General features: G+C 70.1%; 17 protein-coding genes and 1 riboswitch. Of the genes, 12 read left to right on the top strand and 5 right to left on the bottom strand.

The features are described 5' to 3' along the window. Nucleotides 1-59 precede the first annotated feature (59 nt). A complete protein-coding gene (locus CKW34_RS19105; RefSeq protein ID WP_059384354.1) occupies nucleotides 60-914 on the top strand; it encodes an NUDIX hydrolase in 855 nt (284 codons plus the stop codon). Between the two features lie 31 nt (nucleotides 915-945). Here the strand turns inward: CKW34_RS19105 and thiE are convergent, their stop codons facing one another. After that, nucleotides 946-1,635 (bottom strand): thiamine phosphate synthase, encoded by a 690-nt coding sequence (gene thiE, locus CKW34_RS19100; protein ID WP_059384353.1) that lies wholly within the window; start codon nucleotides 1,633-1,635, stop codon nucleotides 946-948. Between the two features lie 28 nt (nucleotides 1,636-1,663). Further along, nucleotides 1,664-1,776, top strand: a riboswitch (TPP riboswitch). Here thiE and thiO point away from each other — a divergent pair. From thiO to CKW34_RS19065, 7 genes are all read left to right on the top strand, one after another. Further along, complete coding sequence (thiO, locus tag CKW34_RS19095; protein WP_059384352.1) at nucleotides 1,773-2,837, top strand: glycine oxidase ThiO; 1,065 nt, start codon at nucleotides 1,773-1,775, stop codon at nucleotides 2,835-2,837. (Overlaps the previous riboswitch by 4 nt.) Beyond that, entirely contained in the window at nucleotides 2,834-3,046 is a 213-nt protein-coding gene (gene thiS, locus CKW34_RS19090; RefSeq protein ID WP_059384351.1) for a sulfur carrier protein ThiS, read from the top strand. Before thiO ends, thiS begins: the two co-directional genes overlap by 4 nt. Continuing rightward, nucleotides 3,039-3,824 carry a thiazole synthase gene (gene thiG / locus CKW34_RS19085; RefSeq protein WP_059384350.1) on the top strand — a complete coding sequence of 262 codons (786 nt, stop codon included), beginning with the start codon at nucleotides 3,039-3,041 and terminating at the stop codon, nucleotides 3,822-3,824. The genes thiS and thiG overlap by 8 nt, the downstream gene beginning before the upstream one ends. Nucleotides 3,825-3,915: 91 nt before the next feature. Next, nucleotides 3,916-4,458: a hypothetical protein gene (locus tag CKW34_RS19080; protein ID WP_226949970.1), complete on the top strand. Its 543-nt coding sequence runs from the start codon at nucleotides 3,916-3,918 to the stop codon at nucleotides 4,456-4,458. A 67-nt stretch (nucleotides 4,459-4,525) separates the two neighbouring features. After that, complete coding sequence (locus tag CKW34_RS19075) at nucleotides 4,526-5,455, top strand: ABC transporter ATP-binding protein (protein ID WP_059384367.1); 930 nt, start codon at nucleotides 4,526-4,528, stop codon at nucleotides 5,453-5,455. After that, nucleotides 5,455-6,234 carry an ABC transporter permease gene (locus CKW34_RS19070; protein ID WP_059384349.1) on the top strand — a complete coding sequence of 260 codons (780 nt, stop codon included), beginning with the start codon at nucleotides 5,455-5,457 and terminating at the stop codon, nucleotides 6,232-6,234. The genes CKW34_RS19075 and CKW34_RS19070 overlap by 1 nt, the downstream gene beginning before the upstream one ends. Nucleotides 6,235-6,326: 92 nt before the next feature. After that, nucleotides 6,327-7,799: a M20/M25/M40 family metallo-hydrolase gene (locus tag CKW34_RS19065; RefSeq protein WP_226949969.1), complete on the top strand. Its 1,473-nt coding sequence runs from the start codon at nucleotides 6,327-6,329 to the stop codon at nucleotides 7,797-7,799. A 12-nt stretch (nucleotides 7,800-7,811) separates the two neighbouring features. On the opposite strand, the gene thiD is transcribed toward CKW34_RS19065, so the two are convergent. Then, nucleotides 7,812-8,657, bottom strand: a complete 846-nt coding sequence (gene thiD, locus CKW34_RS19060) for a bifunctional hydroxymethylpyrimidine kinase/phosphomethylpyrimidine kinase (RefSeq protein ID WP_059384348.1) — start codon at nucleotides 8,655-8,657, stop codon at nucleotides 7,812-7,814. Between the two features lie 158 nt (nucleotides 8,658-8,815). Here thiD and CKW34_RS19055 point away from each other — a divergent pair, with 158 nt between their 5' ends. After that, nucleotides 8,816-9,214, top strand: coding sequence for a GNAT family N-acetyltransferase (locus tag CKW34_RS19055; RefSeq protein ID WP_059384347.1), 399 nt, complete (start codon nucleotides 8,816-8,818; stop codon nucleotides 9,212-9,214). A 36-nt stretch (nucleotides 9,215-9,250) separates the two neighbouring features. Here the strand turns inward: CKW34_RS19055 and CKW34_RS19050 are convergent, their stop codons facing one another. From CKW34_RS19050 to CKW34_RS19040, 3 genes are read right to left on the bottom strand one after another with little or no spacing between them, the layout of a single operon-like run. Then, nucleotides 9,251-10,054, bottom strand: coding sequence for an exodeoxyribonuclease III (locus CKW34_RS19050; RefSeq protein WP_059384346.1), 804 nt, complete (start codon nucleotides 10,052-10,054; stop codon nucleotides 9,251-9,253). Between the two features lie 18 nt (nucleotides 10,055-10,072). After that, nucleotides 10,073-11,038: an N-acetylglutamate synthase, CG3035 family gene (locus CKW34_RS19045; protein WP_059384345.1), complete on the bottom strand. Its 966-nt coding sequence runs from the start codon at nucleotides 11,036-11,038 to the stop codon at nucleotides 10,073-10,075. 22 nt (nucleotides 11,039-11,060) lie between these two features. After that, nucleotides 11,061-11,660, bottom strand: a complete 600-nt coding sequence (locus CKW34_RS19040; protein ID WP_059384344.1) for a peptide deformylase — start codon at nucleotides 11,658-11,660, stop codon at nucleotides 11,061-11,063. Nucleotides 11,661-11,792: 132 nt separating this feature from the next. Here CKW34_RS19040 and CKW34_RS19035 point away from each other — a divergent pair, with 132 nt between their 5' ends. The 3 genes from CKW34_RS19035 (at nucleotide 11,793) to CKW34_RS19025 (ending at nucleotide 13,598) form a co-directional block, all read left to right on the top strand. Then, nucleotides 11,793-12,143 carry a DUF3263 domain-containing protein gene (locus tag CKW34_RS19035; protein ID WP_006553645.1) on the top strand — a complete coding sequence of 117 codons (351 nt, stop codon included), beginning with the start codon at nucleotides 11,793-11,795 and terminating at the stop codon, nucleotides 12,141-12,143. A 77-nt stretch (nucleotides 12,144-12,220) separates the two neighbouring features. Then, on the top strand, nucleotides 12,221-12,865 hold the full coding sequence (locus CKW34_RS19030; protein WP_059384343.1) for a LytR C-terminal domain-containing protein: 645 nt from the start codon (nucleotides 12,221-12,223) through the stop codon (nucleotides 12,863-12,865). A 91-nt stretch (nucleotides 12,866-12,956) separates the two neighbouring features. Further along, entirely contained in the window at nucleotides 12,957-13,598 is a 642-nt protein-coding gene (locus tag CKW34_RS19025) for a superoxide dismutase family protein (protein WP_059384342.1), read from the top strand. The last annotated feature ends 40 nt before the right edge of the window (nucleotides 13,599-13,638 follow it).

Below are 13,638 nucleotides of genomic sequence, written 5' to 3'. Positions count from 1 at the left end.
CGGCGGGATCCGGTACCGGGCACACGCCCGGGCGAGGACGGATCGGAGAGGCGGACGCAATGCGTGGAGACGGTGACGGCTGGGCGGTCGGACCGGACGGTGAGAAGCGCTGGGGACGGCACGGCGCCGCAGGTCTGCTGCTGCGCGCTCCGCTCGCGGACGGCCGTCCCGCGGTTCTCCTGCAGCACCGGGCGGCGTGGTCGCACCAGGGTGGGACCTGGGCCCTTCCCGGTGGAGCGCGCGACTCGCACGAGAGCACCGTCGACGCCGCCGTGCGGGAGGCCCACGAGGAGGCCGGGATCGATGTCGCGGCCGTGACGGTGCGCGCCGAACGCGTCACCTCCGGTCTCGCGGGTGGATGGACCTACACCACTGTCGTTGCCGACGCCACCGAAACGCTCGTGACCAGCATCAACCAGGAGAGCACCGAACTGCGCTGGGTGCCCGAACCGGAGGTGGAGACGATGCCGCTGCACAGCGGCTTCGCCGAGGCGTGGCCGTCGCTGCGCACCTCACCGGTGCGCATGCTCCTCGACACCGCGAACGTGCTCGGAGCGAGCGGCCCCACCGGATGGTGGCGCGACCGCCCCGGCGCGACGAGCGCCCTGCTCGCCGACCTCGCCGCGGTCCTGCCCCGCACCGTCGAGTTTCCCGACGGGACGTTCGGCTGGGTCCCCCGCGTCGAAGCGGTCCTCGAAGGGCACGCCCGCGACGCGACGATCGACGACGTCCGGATCCCGGTACACAGCGCGGACGGCAGCGGCGATGACGAACTGGCCCGGCTCGCCTCCACCGCGACGGCCGTGGTCGACCCCGGCGTGACGGTCGTGGTCACCGCGGATCGCGGCCTGCGCGCGCGGTTGCCCGAGGGCACGATCGCGATGTCGCCCTCGGCCGTGCTGGGCTGGCTGTAGCCCCTCGGGCCGGCAGCGGCCTTCAGCGGCCTCAGGCGGGCAGTGGGGTCTTGAGCGCCGCGGCGGCTGCCCGCGGATCGGAGGCCTTGGTGATCGCCCGGACCACCGCGACCCGCGTGGCCCCGGCGTCGAGCACCTCGGGGAGCCGCTCGAGATCGATGCCGCCGATCGCGAACCACGGTCGTGCCGGTTGCGACTGCGCGACCTCGCGCGTCACCTCCAGCCCCGCGGCGGTCCGTCCCGGCTTGGTCGGGGTGTCCCACACCGGCCCGGACGCGAAATAGTCGACGCCCTCCTCGATGTCGGCGAGCGCGGCCTGCGCCCGACTCGACGTCGAACGGCCGATGACGATCTCGTCGCCGAGGATCTGCCGCGCGTGCCGCACCGGCAGGTCGCCCTGACCGAGGTGCAAAATGTCGGCGCCCGCCGCGAGAGCGATGTCGGCGCGGTCGTTGACGGCGAGGAGTGCACCGTGGCGTGCACACGCCTCACCGATGATCTCGAGGGCGGCGAGTTCCTCGCGTGCCTCGAGGCGTCCGAACTTCTTCTCGCCGGCCGAGTCCTTGTCGCGTAACTGGACGATGTCGACCCCACCGGCGAGGGCCTCCTCGACGAACCGTGCGAGGTCACCGGTGTCCCGGCGAGCATCGGTGCACAGGTACAACCGGGCGGTCGCGAGGCGGCCGCGCGGGTCGGGATGGTTGCCGCGATAGGTGGTCACGACCAAGACGGTAGCCTCTAGGCAGAAAGTGTGACGACACGGGAGTCCCGAGGTTCGCGGGGCTGAGAGGGGGCCTGCCGGCCCCGACCGTTATGACCTGACCCGGATCATGCCGGCGCAGGGAGTGAGGTGGACCAATGGCAACTGTGGCCGTCGTGGGTGGCGGAGTGATCGGGCTGTCGATCGCATGGCGCGCGGCCCGCTCGGGGCACGTCGTGACCGTGCACGACCCGAATCCCGGTAGCGGTGCCTCGTGGGTGGCCGGGGGAATGCTGGCCCCGCTGTCCGAGGGCTGGCCGGGTGAGGACCATGTGCTGTCCCTGGGTGCGGCGTCGCTCGACCGCTGGCCCGGCTTCGCGGACGCACTGCGCACGGAGACCGGCGTCGACGTGTTCACCGCCGAGGCGTCGCTGACCGTTGCGCTCGACGCGGCGGATGCGGCCGACCTGCGGACCGTCGCCGAATGGGTCGGGGAGCGAGGGCACGAGATGCGGCTGCTCTCCCGCGCGGAGATCCGGGAGTTCGAGCCGTCGCTCGGCCCGAAGGTCCGGCTCGGACTGCTCGCACCCACCGAGTCGTCGGTCGACAACCGCGCGCTCGTCGACGCCCTGCGCACTGCGGCCACCGGGGCCGGGGTGCGTTTCTCCGACGGCGCCGTGCACGACCTCGCCGACCTGCCCGACGACCAGGTGGTGCTCGCCGCCGGCTCGGCGTCGGCGCGGCTGTGGCCGGGTCTTCCGGTCCGACCGGTCAAGGGCGAGATCCTGCGGCTGCGGGTGCGGCCGGGCGCGACCCCGCCGCCGCAGCGCACCATCCGTGCGAGTGTCCACGGACGGCCCGCCTATCTGGTGCCCCGCCACGACGGGCTCGTCGTGGGCGCGACGCAGTACGAGGCGTCCGACACGCAGGTCACGGTGGCGGGTGTGCGCGATCTGATCGCCGACGCCGAGACGATCTTCCCGGCGCTCGGCGAGTACGAACTGTTCGAGGCGAGCGCGGGCCTGCGCCCGATGACCCCCGACAACCTGCCGCTGATCGGCCGGCTCTCCGATCGTGTCGTCGCCGCGACCGGCCACGGCCGCAACGGTGTGCTGCTCACGCCGCTCACCGTCGACGCGGTGCTCGCCGAACTCGGCGGGCGGTCGCTGGCCGACGCGAAATACGCCTGTCCTGGACGAATTACGGAAGCGAGTGTGGGATGACGAACGTGTCCGTGGGCATCACCGTCAACGGTGAGGACAAGTACTACGACGCGGCCCCGACCGTGTCGCAGCTGCTGAACGAGCTCGGTCTGCCCGAGAAGGGAATCGCCGTCGCCGTCGACGGTGTCGTGTGCCCGCGCGGTCGCTGGTCGGAACCGGTGGCACGCGGCGCGAGCATCGAGATCCTCACGGCGGTCCAGGGTGGCTGAGACACACGATCCCGGCGCCGATCTGCCGCAGCTGACCATCGCCGGCCGCACCTTCGGGTCGCGGCTGATCACCGGCACCGGTGGCGCGGCGAACCTGGCCGTGCTCGAGGAGGCGCTCGTCGCGTCGGGCACCGAACTGACCACCGTCGCGATGCGCCGCGTCGATGCGGCCTCCGGAACCGGTGTCCTCGATCTGCTGCGCCGTCTCGGTATCGAACCGCTGCCGAACACCGCCGGGTGCCGCGGCGCGAAGGAGGCCGTGCTGACCGCGCAGCTCGGGCGGGAAGCGCTGGAGACCGACTGGGTGAAACTCGAGGTCATCGCCGACGAACGGACGCTGCTGCCCGACGCCATCGAACTCGTCTCGGCGGCCGAACAACTCGTCGACGACGGCTTCGTCGTCCTGCCGTACACGACCGACGATCCCGTCCTTGCGCGCCGTCTCGAGGATGTCGGTTGTGCTGCGGTGATGCCGCTCGGTTCGCCGATCGGCACCGGCCTCGGTATCTCGAACCCGCACCACATCGAGATGATCGTCGAGGCGGCGGGCGTGCCGGTGATCCTCGACGCGGGAATCGGAACCGCCTCCGACGCGGCGCTCGCGATGGAACTCGGTTGCGACGCCGTGCTGCTCGCGACCGCCGTCACCCGCGCGAAGGATCCGGCGCTGATGGCGTCGGCGATGCGCCACGCCGTCGAGGCGGGATTCCGTGCCCGGCACGCCGGTCGGATCCCGAAACGCTTCTGGGCTCAGGCATCTTCGCCGATGGAGCCGTGACCGGTACGGAAAACCCTTGAGAATCCTCGTGTTCAGGGGTTTTCCGATTATCGCGTGACGGGATACCGTGCGGTCGGTACGATCCCCGGGCATGACAATTGCACACCGAATCCTTTCCGCCGCCGCTGCCGGGCTCATGGGTGTTGCCGTCGCTGTCACGGCACCGGGCGTCGCAGGCGCCCAGGAGCCGTGCCAGCTGAGCCGGTCGAACACCGGACCGAGAACGTGCGAGATGACGCAGCTGGCCACGCCTCCCGTGCTGACACTGGGCGACGGCATCTGCGCCGGCATCGTGCGCGCGGGTGGAACCGCCTTCGACGGCCCGCTCGACGAGTCCTACTCGATCTACTCGGTGGCGGGCGCCACCCACGGGATCGAACTGCGGATCACGCAGGGCTATTCGCTTCTCGGCGAGTGGACACCGAGTGTTCTGAACTGCGACGTCACCGTGGCGTTCGACTGGCACAATCTCGACACCGGCGCCCGCGGCACGGAGACCCGCTTCGTGCCGGCCTTCCACACCAGCACCCGGCCGTTGTTCATGCACGTGTTCCCCGGGCAGGGCCGTGTCGCCCTGACGATGCGTACCGAGCGACCGAGCATCCCGGTCACCGTCGAGGTGTTCGTCCCCTGACACACCGCGTGCGGCTCCGGGCGCGTGATCGGATGCGCGGGCCGGAGCCGCACGTAGGGTGGTGCGCATGATCGAAGTGACCGGCTTGACCAAGACCTTCGGGTCCACGACCGCGGTCGACGACCTGACGTTCACGGTCCGTCCCGGTATCGTCACCGGCTTCCTCGGCCCCAACGGGGCGGGGAAGTCCACCACGATGCGCATGATCCTGGGACTGGACCGGCCGACCTCGGGAACTGCACTGATCGAAGGGAAGCCGTACACCGAGCTGACACGGCCGCTCACCACCGTCGGCGCACTGCTCGACGCGAAGTGGGTGCATCCCAACCGGTCGGCGCGGTCGCATCTCGCCTGGCTGGCTGCGTCGAACGGTCTGCCCGCCTCACGCGTCGACGAGGTGCTGCGCCAGGTGGGGCTGACGGAGGTCGCCGGCAAGCGCGCCGGCGGATTCTCTCTCGGCATGTCGCAGCGACTCGGTCTCGCCGCCGCGCTGCTCGGCAACCCGCGCGTGCTGCTGTTCGACGAACCGGTCAACGGCCTCGACCCCGAGGGCATCGTGTGGATCCGGCGGTTCATGCAGGCGCTCGCCGCGGAAGGCCGCACGGTGCTCGTGTCCAGCCACCTGCTCTCGGAGATGGCGCAGACCGCCGAACATCTGATCGTCATCGGGCGTGGACGGCTCATCGCCGACACCTCGGTGAAGGAGTTCGTCGATCGCGCGTCCGAGTCGTTCGTCGTCGTGCGCAGTCCGCAGCTCGACGAGCTGCGCACCGCGCTCACCGAGCGCGGGCACACCGTGCGGGAGGACGACGGTGCCCTGCATGTCTCGGGCGCTCCGGCGGCGGAGATCGGCGAACTCGCCGCGACCCGGTCGATCGTGTTGCACGAACTCGCGGGACGCAACGCGTCGCTCGAGGAAGCGTTCATGAAACTCACCGGTGGCGAGGTCGAATACCACGGATCCGGAGTCGACGACGTCATGAAGGGTGGACTGTGATGAGTACGGCGCTCGACACACTGCGGGCCGAACGGATCAAGCTCACGTCGGTGCAGTCACCGCTGTGGTGCACCGTCGTCATCGTCGCCCTCGGCCTCGGTCTGGCCGCGATCCTCGGGTCGGTCTCCCGTGCGTCGGCAGGGATGGACGACGAGCTGGGACGGTTCTATCCGACCGTGGACGTCGCGGTCAGCGGCGTCACCGGTCTCGGCGTGCTGGTGCTCATGATTCTCGCGGCGCTGTCGGTCACCAGCGAGTACCGCTTCGGGGTCATCCGCACGACCTTCCAGGCCACCCCGAACCGCACCCTGCTCCTGACGATGAAGGCGCTGCTCATCGGCGTGCTGGGTGCGGTGCTGACACTCGCGGTCTCGTTCGGTGCCTTCTACCTCGCGAAGGCGTTGGCGGGGCCGGACGCAGGTCGCGAACTCGTCCTGAGCGGTGGGACGGCGTGGCGCGCGGTCTACGGCACCGCGATCTACGCGTTCCTGTGCGTCTTCCTCGCGGTCGGTGTGGGCACGCTGCTGCGGCAGTCGGCCGGCACGATCGCGCTGTTGATGCTGTGGCCGCTGCTGCTCGAGTCGTTGTTCGCGTTGTTCGGTTCGGTGGGCCGTGAGATCCAGCCGTTCCTGCCGTTCGCGAACGCGAACAACTTCCTGGGCATCGGGCAGGGAATCGAATTCCACTGGGGTCCATGGGGATCGCTCGTGTACTTCGCGGCCTTCTCGTTCGTGGTGTTCGCCGCCTCGCTCGTGGTGGTCAACCGCCGCGACGCCTGACGTTCTGCGCCGACACGCCGCAGGTTCTGCGCCGTCACACTGCGCCGCACGGTTTCCCCGTGCGGCGCAGTGCTTTTTTGTACGCTCGGTCGATGGCGCGGGCGCAGACGAGATACGGCATGCGGGGAGCGGCTCTGATCGCCGCCGGTGTACTCCTGACGGCGGGATGCTCGGAGGCGGAGGTGGAGACGCCGCCGGTCGACCCGGCGGTGCTCGCCGACGCCGTGGAACTCGATGCCGTCATGGCGCACCTGACGGAACTCGAACGGATCGCCGGCGAGAACGACGGCAACCGTTCGCTCGGGACCCCCGGTTACGACGCGAGCGTCGACTACGTCGCCGGAGCTCTGCGCGACGCCGGATTCGACGTGCAGACACCGGAGTTCGACACGACCCTGTTCGCCGTCGAGAACGAGCAGCTCACCGTCGACGGGGAGCCGATGGGTGTGAGCGCACTCGGCATGTCACCGTCGACGGGACCGGAGGGGCTCACCGCGCGTGTCGTACGTATCGCCCCCGACGACACCCCCGGTTGCGAGGCCACCGACTACGACGGTGTCGACGCGGCCGGTGCGGTGGTGATCGTCGATCGCGGCGTGTGCACCTTCGCCGTCAAGGAGCAGGTCGCCGCCGAACGAGGAGCGGCCGCACTCCTCGTCGCCAACAACGAGGACGGTCCGCTCGACGCCGCCGGTCTCGGGGCGGAATCGAATCCCCGCATCCCGGTCGGGGGTGTGGCCGGGGCCGACGCCGAGCGCCTGTCCGCTGCGACCAGCGTGACGGTGACGCTCCAGACCCGCACCGAGGACCGGAAGTCGCGCAACGTGATCGCGCAGACCCGCACCGGCTCGACCGATGACGTGGTCGTCGTCGGCGCGCACCTCGACAGCGTCCCCGAAGGACCTGGGATCAACGACAACGGAACCGGTGTCGCCGCCGTCCTCGAGACCGCGCTGCAACTCGGCAGCGAACCGGACGTGACCAACGCCGTACGGTTCGCGTTCTGGGGCGCCGAGGAGGTCGGACTGGTCGGCTCGACGAAATACGTCGAGTCGCTGTCCGACGAGGAACGACTCGACATCGCCCTGTACCTGAACTTCGACATGCTCGGCTCGCCCAACGCCGGATATCTCGTGTTCGACGGCGACGACTCCGACTCCGTCGGTGAAGGACCCGGTCCGGAGGGCTCGGCGGGTATCGAGCGGACCTTCGCGCAGTTCTTCGACGAACGCGGAATCGAAGTCGGCGGAACCGATTTCGACGGTCGCTCCGATTACGGTCCGTTCGTCGCCTTCGGCATCCCCGCGGGCGGGGTGTTCACCGGCGCCGACGACGTCAAGACCCCCGAGCAGGCCGACCTGTGGGGTGGCACCGCCGACCAGCCCTTCGACCCGAACTACCACACCCCCGAGGACACCCTGGCCGGCATCGACCGCGAGGCGTTCGGCGCGGCGGCCGCCGCCGTCGCCTACGGCACGGCCGTCTACGCGAATTCGATCGACGGACCCGACGGGGTACCCACCGGCGACCAGCGGGCCGAGGTGCGTGCCGAGTTCACCGAGTGAGGACGGGCGCGGTCAGCGCTCGTGCAGGCGCCACAACGGGTTGACCGGCCCGTGGCCGTGACCGAGGTCGTAGGACCACTCGAGGCACTTCGTGATCCATTCCTTCGCGAACTCGACGGCCTCGGGCACCGACCGGCCGTGGGCGAGGGCCGACGCGATCGCGGCCGCCAGCGTGTCGCCGCCGCCGTGGTCGTTGCCGGTCTCGATCCGCGGCGTGCTGAACTCGAGGAAGCGGTCGCCGTCGAACAGCAGGTCGGTGCTCTTCTCCGAGCTGCGCAGGTGACCGCCCTTGACGATCACCCACCGGGCGCCGAGCGCATGGAGCGCTTCGGCTGCGCGCCGGGCCGACGCGTCGTCGACGACGTCGATGCTCGTGATCAGCCGTACCTCGTCGAGGTTCGGGGTGACGACGGTGGCGAGGGGGATGAGCACCCCGCGGATCGCGTCGAGCGCGTCGGAGTGCAGCAGCGGATCGCCGTGCATCGAGGCGCAGACCGGATCGACGACGAGGGGCACCTCCTTGTCGCGGCCGATGCCCACCTCGCAGCACACCTGCGCGACGGCCTCGATGATCTGCGTGGAGGCGAGCATGCCGGTCTTCGCTGCGGACACCCCGATGTCCTCGACCACGCATCGCACCTGGTCGGCCACGGTCTCGGCGGGGATCTCGTGGAACCCGCGGACGCCGACGGAGTTCTGGACGGTCACGGCGGCCACCGCGACGCAGGCGTGCACACCGCACATCGCCATCGTGCGGGAATCGGCCTGGATGCCGGCCCCACCTCCGGAGTCGGTACCGGCGATGGTGAGGGCTCGAACCGGGGTCTCGCCTCGAGGCGACAAGGGCAGAAGGTCCACGCGGACACCCTACCGAGGGTGTGTTCGATCACGGCCGGGCGGCGCTGGGACGGGTGCACTTTCCGAAACGCGACAGCGCTGCTGCCGGTGGTCACCGCAGTACTCTATAGTGGCATAGGTCACAGTTCGATCACGCAACACCCCTATTGGAGGCGCTCATGAACACGAGTTCGCCGGACCTCGCCGTGTCGGACAACGCCGACCAGAACCGGTTCGAACTGCGCCTCAACGGCGATCTCGTCGGCATCCTGGGGTACTACGACTTCGAACGCGTTCCGGCACCGAACCCGCCGGTCGTCGACTTCATGCACACCGTGATCGTGGAGGATTTCGGCCATCGGGGTCTCGCAGCCGTTCTCGTCGGTGGCTCGCTCGATCTCGCGCGCAGACGAGGTTGGCGCGTGCGGCCGGTGTGCACCTATGTGCAGCGGTTCCTGTCGTCGCACGAGAACTACCGCGACGTCGTCGTGCCTCTCGAACCTCCGCGCACCGACCCCCAGCGCAAGGAGAACCGGCGCAGGCAGCCGCGACGCAAGGTGCCCGCCCGCAAGGCCTGATGCCTGCGCGGGCGGTTCACCCGGCCCGGAATCCGCTCAGAGGTCGAGGTCGACGATGACCGGTGCGTGGTCGCTCGCGCCCTTGCCCTTGCGCTCGTTGCGGTCGATCTCGGCGCCCGTCACCCGCGCCGCGAAGGCAGGGGACCCGAGGACGAAGTCGATCCGCATGCCCTGCTTCTTCGGGAAGCGCAGCTGGGTGTAGTCCCAGTAGGTGTACACCCCGGGGCCGGGTGCGTGCGGACGGACGACGTCGGTGTAGCCGACCTCGGTGAACGCGTGGAAGGCGTCGCGCTCGGGCTGCGAGGTGTGCGTCTTGCCCTCGAAGAAGGCCGGATCCCACACGTCGTCGTCGGTGGGGGCGACGTTCCAGTCGCCGACCAGCGCGATGGGCTGCTCGGGCGCTGCGGTGGCCCAGGCGTGCGCGTCGGCGCGCAGCTTGGCGAGCCAGTCGAGCTTGTAGGTGTAGTGCGGGTCGTTCAGGTCGCGGCCGTTGGGGACGTACAGGCTCCACACGCGCACACCCGCGCACGTCGCGCCGATGGCCCGCGCCTCGAGCGCCGGATCGACCTCCGGGTCCTTCGAGAAACCGGGCTGGTCCTCGAAGCCGATTTGCACGTCGTCGAGGCCCACACGCGACGCGATTGCCACGCCGTTCCACTGACTCAGCCCGACGTGCGCGACGCGGTAGCCGAGTTCCTCGAAGCGTTCGTACGGGAACTGCTCGTCCTTGCACTTGGTTTCCTGCATCGCGAGCACATCCGTGTCGGTTCGCTGCAACCAGTCGAGGATGCGGTCGGTACGGGCACGGACGGAGTTCACATTCCAGGTAGCAAGGCGCACACGCCCACTGTAGGCGACCTATCCGACGGGTTCGGAGGCGTACCGGTAGCGGTGGTGGTCGACGAAGCCGAGTTCTCGGTACAGGGCGCGGGCCGCCGTATTCGACTCCTCGACCTGCAGGTATGCGTGGGTCGCAGCCTGCTCGCGGGCCCAGCGCAGCAGAGCGCCGCACACGAGTGTGCCGAGTCCGCGCCGCCGGTGCTCGGGCGCGACCTCCACGGTCGACAGACCCACCCAGCGGCGTCCGTCCGGTGCGTCGGTGATCGCCGCGCGGCAGATCGCCAGGGGCGCCTGCCCGGGCGCGCCGATGCGGCCGAACCCGAGGACACCCGCGGCCACCGAGCCGAGCACGTCCTGCGCGAGCCGCGGGTCGGCGTCGGCGCGGTGGAGCGACAGCCAGTCGGCGTCCGGCCGCTCGGTGATCGTGACCGGGGTGGGTTCCGGCGGCAACGGCACGTTCGCGAGGTCGGCGCCCATAACGAGCACCGGCTCCGAGGTCGGCCATCCCTCCGGTATCCGGGCGAGCCGATCGGGCACCAGCAGTCGCAACGGCAGTCCGCGCGCCGCGAACCATTCACGGAGCCGGGCGCGCACGGCCGGATCGGCGGGGTCGGCCACGGTGCCACGTTCACCGAGCGGCGTCGCCGAATTGGCGCGCCGGGTGAAACCGTGCCCGGCGCGCACGAGCCAGCCGTCCACCCAGGCAGATTCGAGACCGGGCCACCCCGCAGCGGCAGCGTGCTCGAGCGCGCGGATCTCCGAGACGCGGATCGGCCGCGCCGCGATCGGCTTGAGCGCGACGACCGAGGTGGGGGACACCTGGACGACGCGACCGTCGGCGGTGCGCACCGCGACCACCGGTTCGACGGAGACGAGTTCACCGATGACGTCGGTCATCGGATGGCTGTAGCCGGCGGGCAGGCGGTACCGCAGCACCACCCGGGTGCCGAGGGGTACGGACGGGGCCGGACGGTCGGTCGTCATCGACGGTTCGCCGGTCGCCTCGTCACTCGTCCTCGTCGTCGTGGCCGAACGGGTCCTCCACCGAACCCGGGAGCCAGGTCAGCCCGGGGACACCCCATCCGGCGCGCTTGATGGTCTTCTTCGCGGCGCGGGCGTTGCGTCCGATCAGGACGTCGACGTACAGGAAGCCGTCGAGGTGCCCGACCTCGTGCTGCAGCATGCGAGCGAAGAATCCGTGGCCCTCGATCTCGACGGGATCACCGTTCTCGTCGGTACCGGTGACCTTCGCCCAGTCGGCGCGGCCGGTGGGGAAGTTCTCGCCGGGCACGGACAGGCAGCCCTCGAGATCGTCCTCCGGGTCGGGCATCGTCTCGGGGATCTCCGAGGTCTCGAGGATCGGATTGACGACGACACCGCGCCGGCGCACGACCTTGCCGGACTCGTCGCGGTCGGGGCAGTCGTAGACGAACAGTCGCTTGTCCACGCCGACCTGGTTGGCGGCGAGACCGACGCCGTTGGCCGCGTCCATCGTCTCGAACATGTCGGCGATCAGCTGAGCGAGTTCGGCGGGTGACTCGGTCACCGGCCGGGTCGGGTTGTGCAGGACGGGGTCGCCGACGATGACGATCGGAAGAATGGCCATGGTGACACAGGATAATGGGATCGACTCGCGGCGTTCTCGAACCGGTATGTGTCCCCACCCCGTGATTGAATGACTTCCGCCGAGACGCAAGGACTCTTCGTCACGGTGTGATCCAGTCAGTCGAGGAGGGAAATGGACGGCGCAGCAGCGCACGGCAACGACCGGTCCGATCTCGTGTCCCAGCAGGGCGACGGCGCATCCGCGCAGGAACCCACCGGCGACGAGGCGAACGGCCTGAGCCGTCGCGATCTCGACATCCTGGCGTTCGAACGGCAGTGGTGGAAGTACGCCGGTGCCAAGGAGGACGCCATCAAGGAACTCTTCGGTCTCTCCGCCACTCGCTACTACCAGGTGCTCAATGCTCTGGTGGATCGTCCCGAGGCGCTCGCCGCCGATCCGATGCTGGTCAAGCGGCTGCGGCGGTTGCGTGCGAGCCGTCAGAAGGCCCGCGCGGCCCGCCGGCTCGGTTTCGACACCCGTTAGACGGGCGGCCGTCGGGCCGGATAATGCGATATCGACACGCGCGGCCGGTCGGCAGCGCTGCGTGTGCTCGGGCAACTATGGTCGAGGTCGTGAGCAGAACCCCCGAGATCCCCAGCCGCGCGCCCGCACCCTCGGGACCGCCTCTGCGTGCGTTCGCGATGGTCCTGATCTCCTTGGGCATCCTGTTCGCCGGTCTCGGTTTCGCCTCGCTCGGTGATTCCGACGACGAACCCGCTCCCGCGGCGGCACCCACGACGACGACCGCTGCCGCGCCGGCCGCACCGTCCACGCGCTCGGCCGCGGTGCCCACCGCGCCCGCGCCCGCTGCCGCGAACGGTGGCACGTCCGCCGCCGGGGACGGTGCGACCACCACCACGGCCGTGTCTTCGGCTCCTTCCATGCCCGTGGGGAGCGGAACCGCGTTCGCGTCCGACACCTCGGCCTCCGCGACGGCACCGGTGCGCGTGTTCAACAACTCGGAGGTCGCGGGCCTCGCCGCGCAGACCGCGGCCTACCTCGAGGACGAGGGGTACACCATCAGTGAAACGGGCAACTACAGCGAGGGCTTGCTCCCGCAGACCTCGGTGTTCTACGGGTCGTCTCCCGGAGAGCAGCAGACCGCGACAGCCGTCGCCGAGTCGCTCGGTGTCACCGCGCAACCGCGCTTCGAGGGCATCCGCGACGCCGCCCCCGGAGTGATCGTCATCGTCACTTCGCGTTAGCGCCGGAACCGTGTCGGTCCGCCACCGGGTGGTCGCCGGAGACGCCCGGTTATGATCGGGTGACTTTTCGGCACTTCGAAGGAGCGGTTTGATGGTCTCCAGTTCCACCCGTCGCATGTCCTGGCGTGCTCTGGCCCCGATCGTCGCGATCGCCGCGGTGGGCCTGACTGCGTGCTCGAACAGCGAGGAGGCGAGCACCGAGCCGGGGACGACTCCGCCGGTGTGGACGGGATCCGCCGCGCCCGCTTCCGAGGCCCACGGCGACGACCACGGCACCGAGGGTGGGAGCGAGTCGCACGCCGGTGGCTCCGCCTCTGCTGCTGCGCTCACCGCGGAGCTCACCACGGTCGACGGCGAGTCGGCCGGCACCGTGTCGTTCGCCGAGAACGGCGGCGACGTCGAGGTGACCGTCGAGGTCGAGGGTCTCGAGCCCGGCTACCACGGTGTCCACATCCACGAGTTCGGCCGTTGCGAGGCCGAGTCCACCGCTCCGGACGGCGGCGAGCCCGGCGCGTTCCTGTCCGCCGGTGCCCACCTGCAGGCCGGCGGTAACACCTCCGTTCCGGAGAGCGGCGACCTGGTCTCGCTCGTCGTCCGTGAGGACGGCACCGCCACCGCCACCGTCACCACCTCGGCCTTCGGCCTCGAGGACCTCGAGGGTGAGGACGGCGCCTCGGTGGTCGTGCACCAGGACAACCTCGGCGCGCGCCTCGCGTGCGGCGTCATCGAGTGACCGGAGACCGCATCTCCTGAGACTCGATCTCGCAGGTAAT

The sequence above is a fragment of the Rhodococcus rhodochrous genome (assembly GCF_900187265.1).
Classification (GTDB): Bacteria; Actinomycetota; Actinomycetes; order Mycobacteriales; family Mycobacteriaceae; genus Rhodococcus; species Rhodococcus rhodochrous.
The sequence above is the reverse complement of the archived record's forward strand: the minus strand, read 5'-3'. Positions and strand labels throughout refer to the sequence as shown.

Bases quoted from the DNA above. Each gene is read 5' to 3' on its own strand.
- CKW34_RS19045 (WP_059384345.1), bottom strand. From the start codon at position 11,038: ATGACGACCGACCGTCCGGCCCCGTCCGTACCCCTCGGCACCCGGGTG.
- CKW34_RS19040 (WP_059384344.1), bottom strand. From the start codon at position 11,660: ATGGCCATTCTTCCGATCGTCATCGTCGGCGACCCCGTCCTGCACAAC.
- CKW34_RS19030 (WP_059384343.1), top strand. From the start codon at position 12,221: ATGGTCGAGGTCGTGAGCAGAACCCCCGAGATCCCCAGCCGCGCGCCC.
- thiO (WP_059384352.1), top strand. From the start codon at position 1,773: ATGGCAACTGTGGCCGTCGTGGGTGGCGGAGTGATCGGGCTGTCGATC.
- CKW34_RS19055 (WP_059384347.1), top strand. From the start codon at position 8,816: ATGAACACGAGTTCGCCGGACCTCGCCGTGTCGGACAACGCCGACCAG.
- thiS (WP_059384351.1), top strand. From the start codon at position 2,834: ATGACGAACGTGTCCGTGGGCATCACCGTCAACGGTGAGGACAAGTAC.
- CKW34_RS19075 (WP_059384367.1), top strand. From the start codon at position 4,526: ATGATCGAAGTGACCGGCTTGACCAAGACCTTCGGGTCCACGACCGCG.
- CKW34_RS19105 (WP_059384354.1), top strand. From the start codon at position 60: ATGCGTGGAGACGGTGACGGCTGGGCGGTCGGACCGGACGGTGAGAAG.
- CKW34_RS19025 (WP_059384342.1), top strand. From the start codon at position 12,957: ATGGTCTCCAGTTCCACCCGTCGCATGTCCTGGCGTGCTCTGGCCCCG.
- CKW34_RS19035 (WP_006553645.1), top strand. From the start codon at position 11,793: ATGGACGGCGCAGCAGCGCACGGCAACGACCGGTCCGATCTCGTGTCC.
- CKW34_RS19080 (WP_226949970.1), top strand. From the start codon at position 3,916: ATGACAATTGCACACCGAATCCTTTCCGCCGCCGCTGCCGGGCTCATG.
- CKW34_RS19065 (WP_226949969.1), top strand. From the start codon at position 6,327: ATGGCGCGGGCGCAGACGAGATACGGCATGCGGGGAGCGGCTCTGATC.
- CKW34_RS19070 (WP_059384349.1), top strand. From the start codon at position 5,455: ATGAGTACGGCGCTCGACACACTGCGGGCCGAACGGATCAAGCTCACG.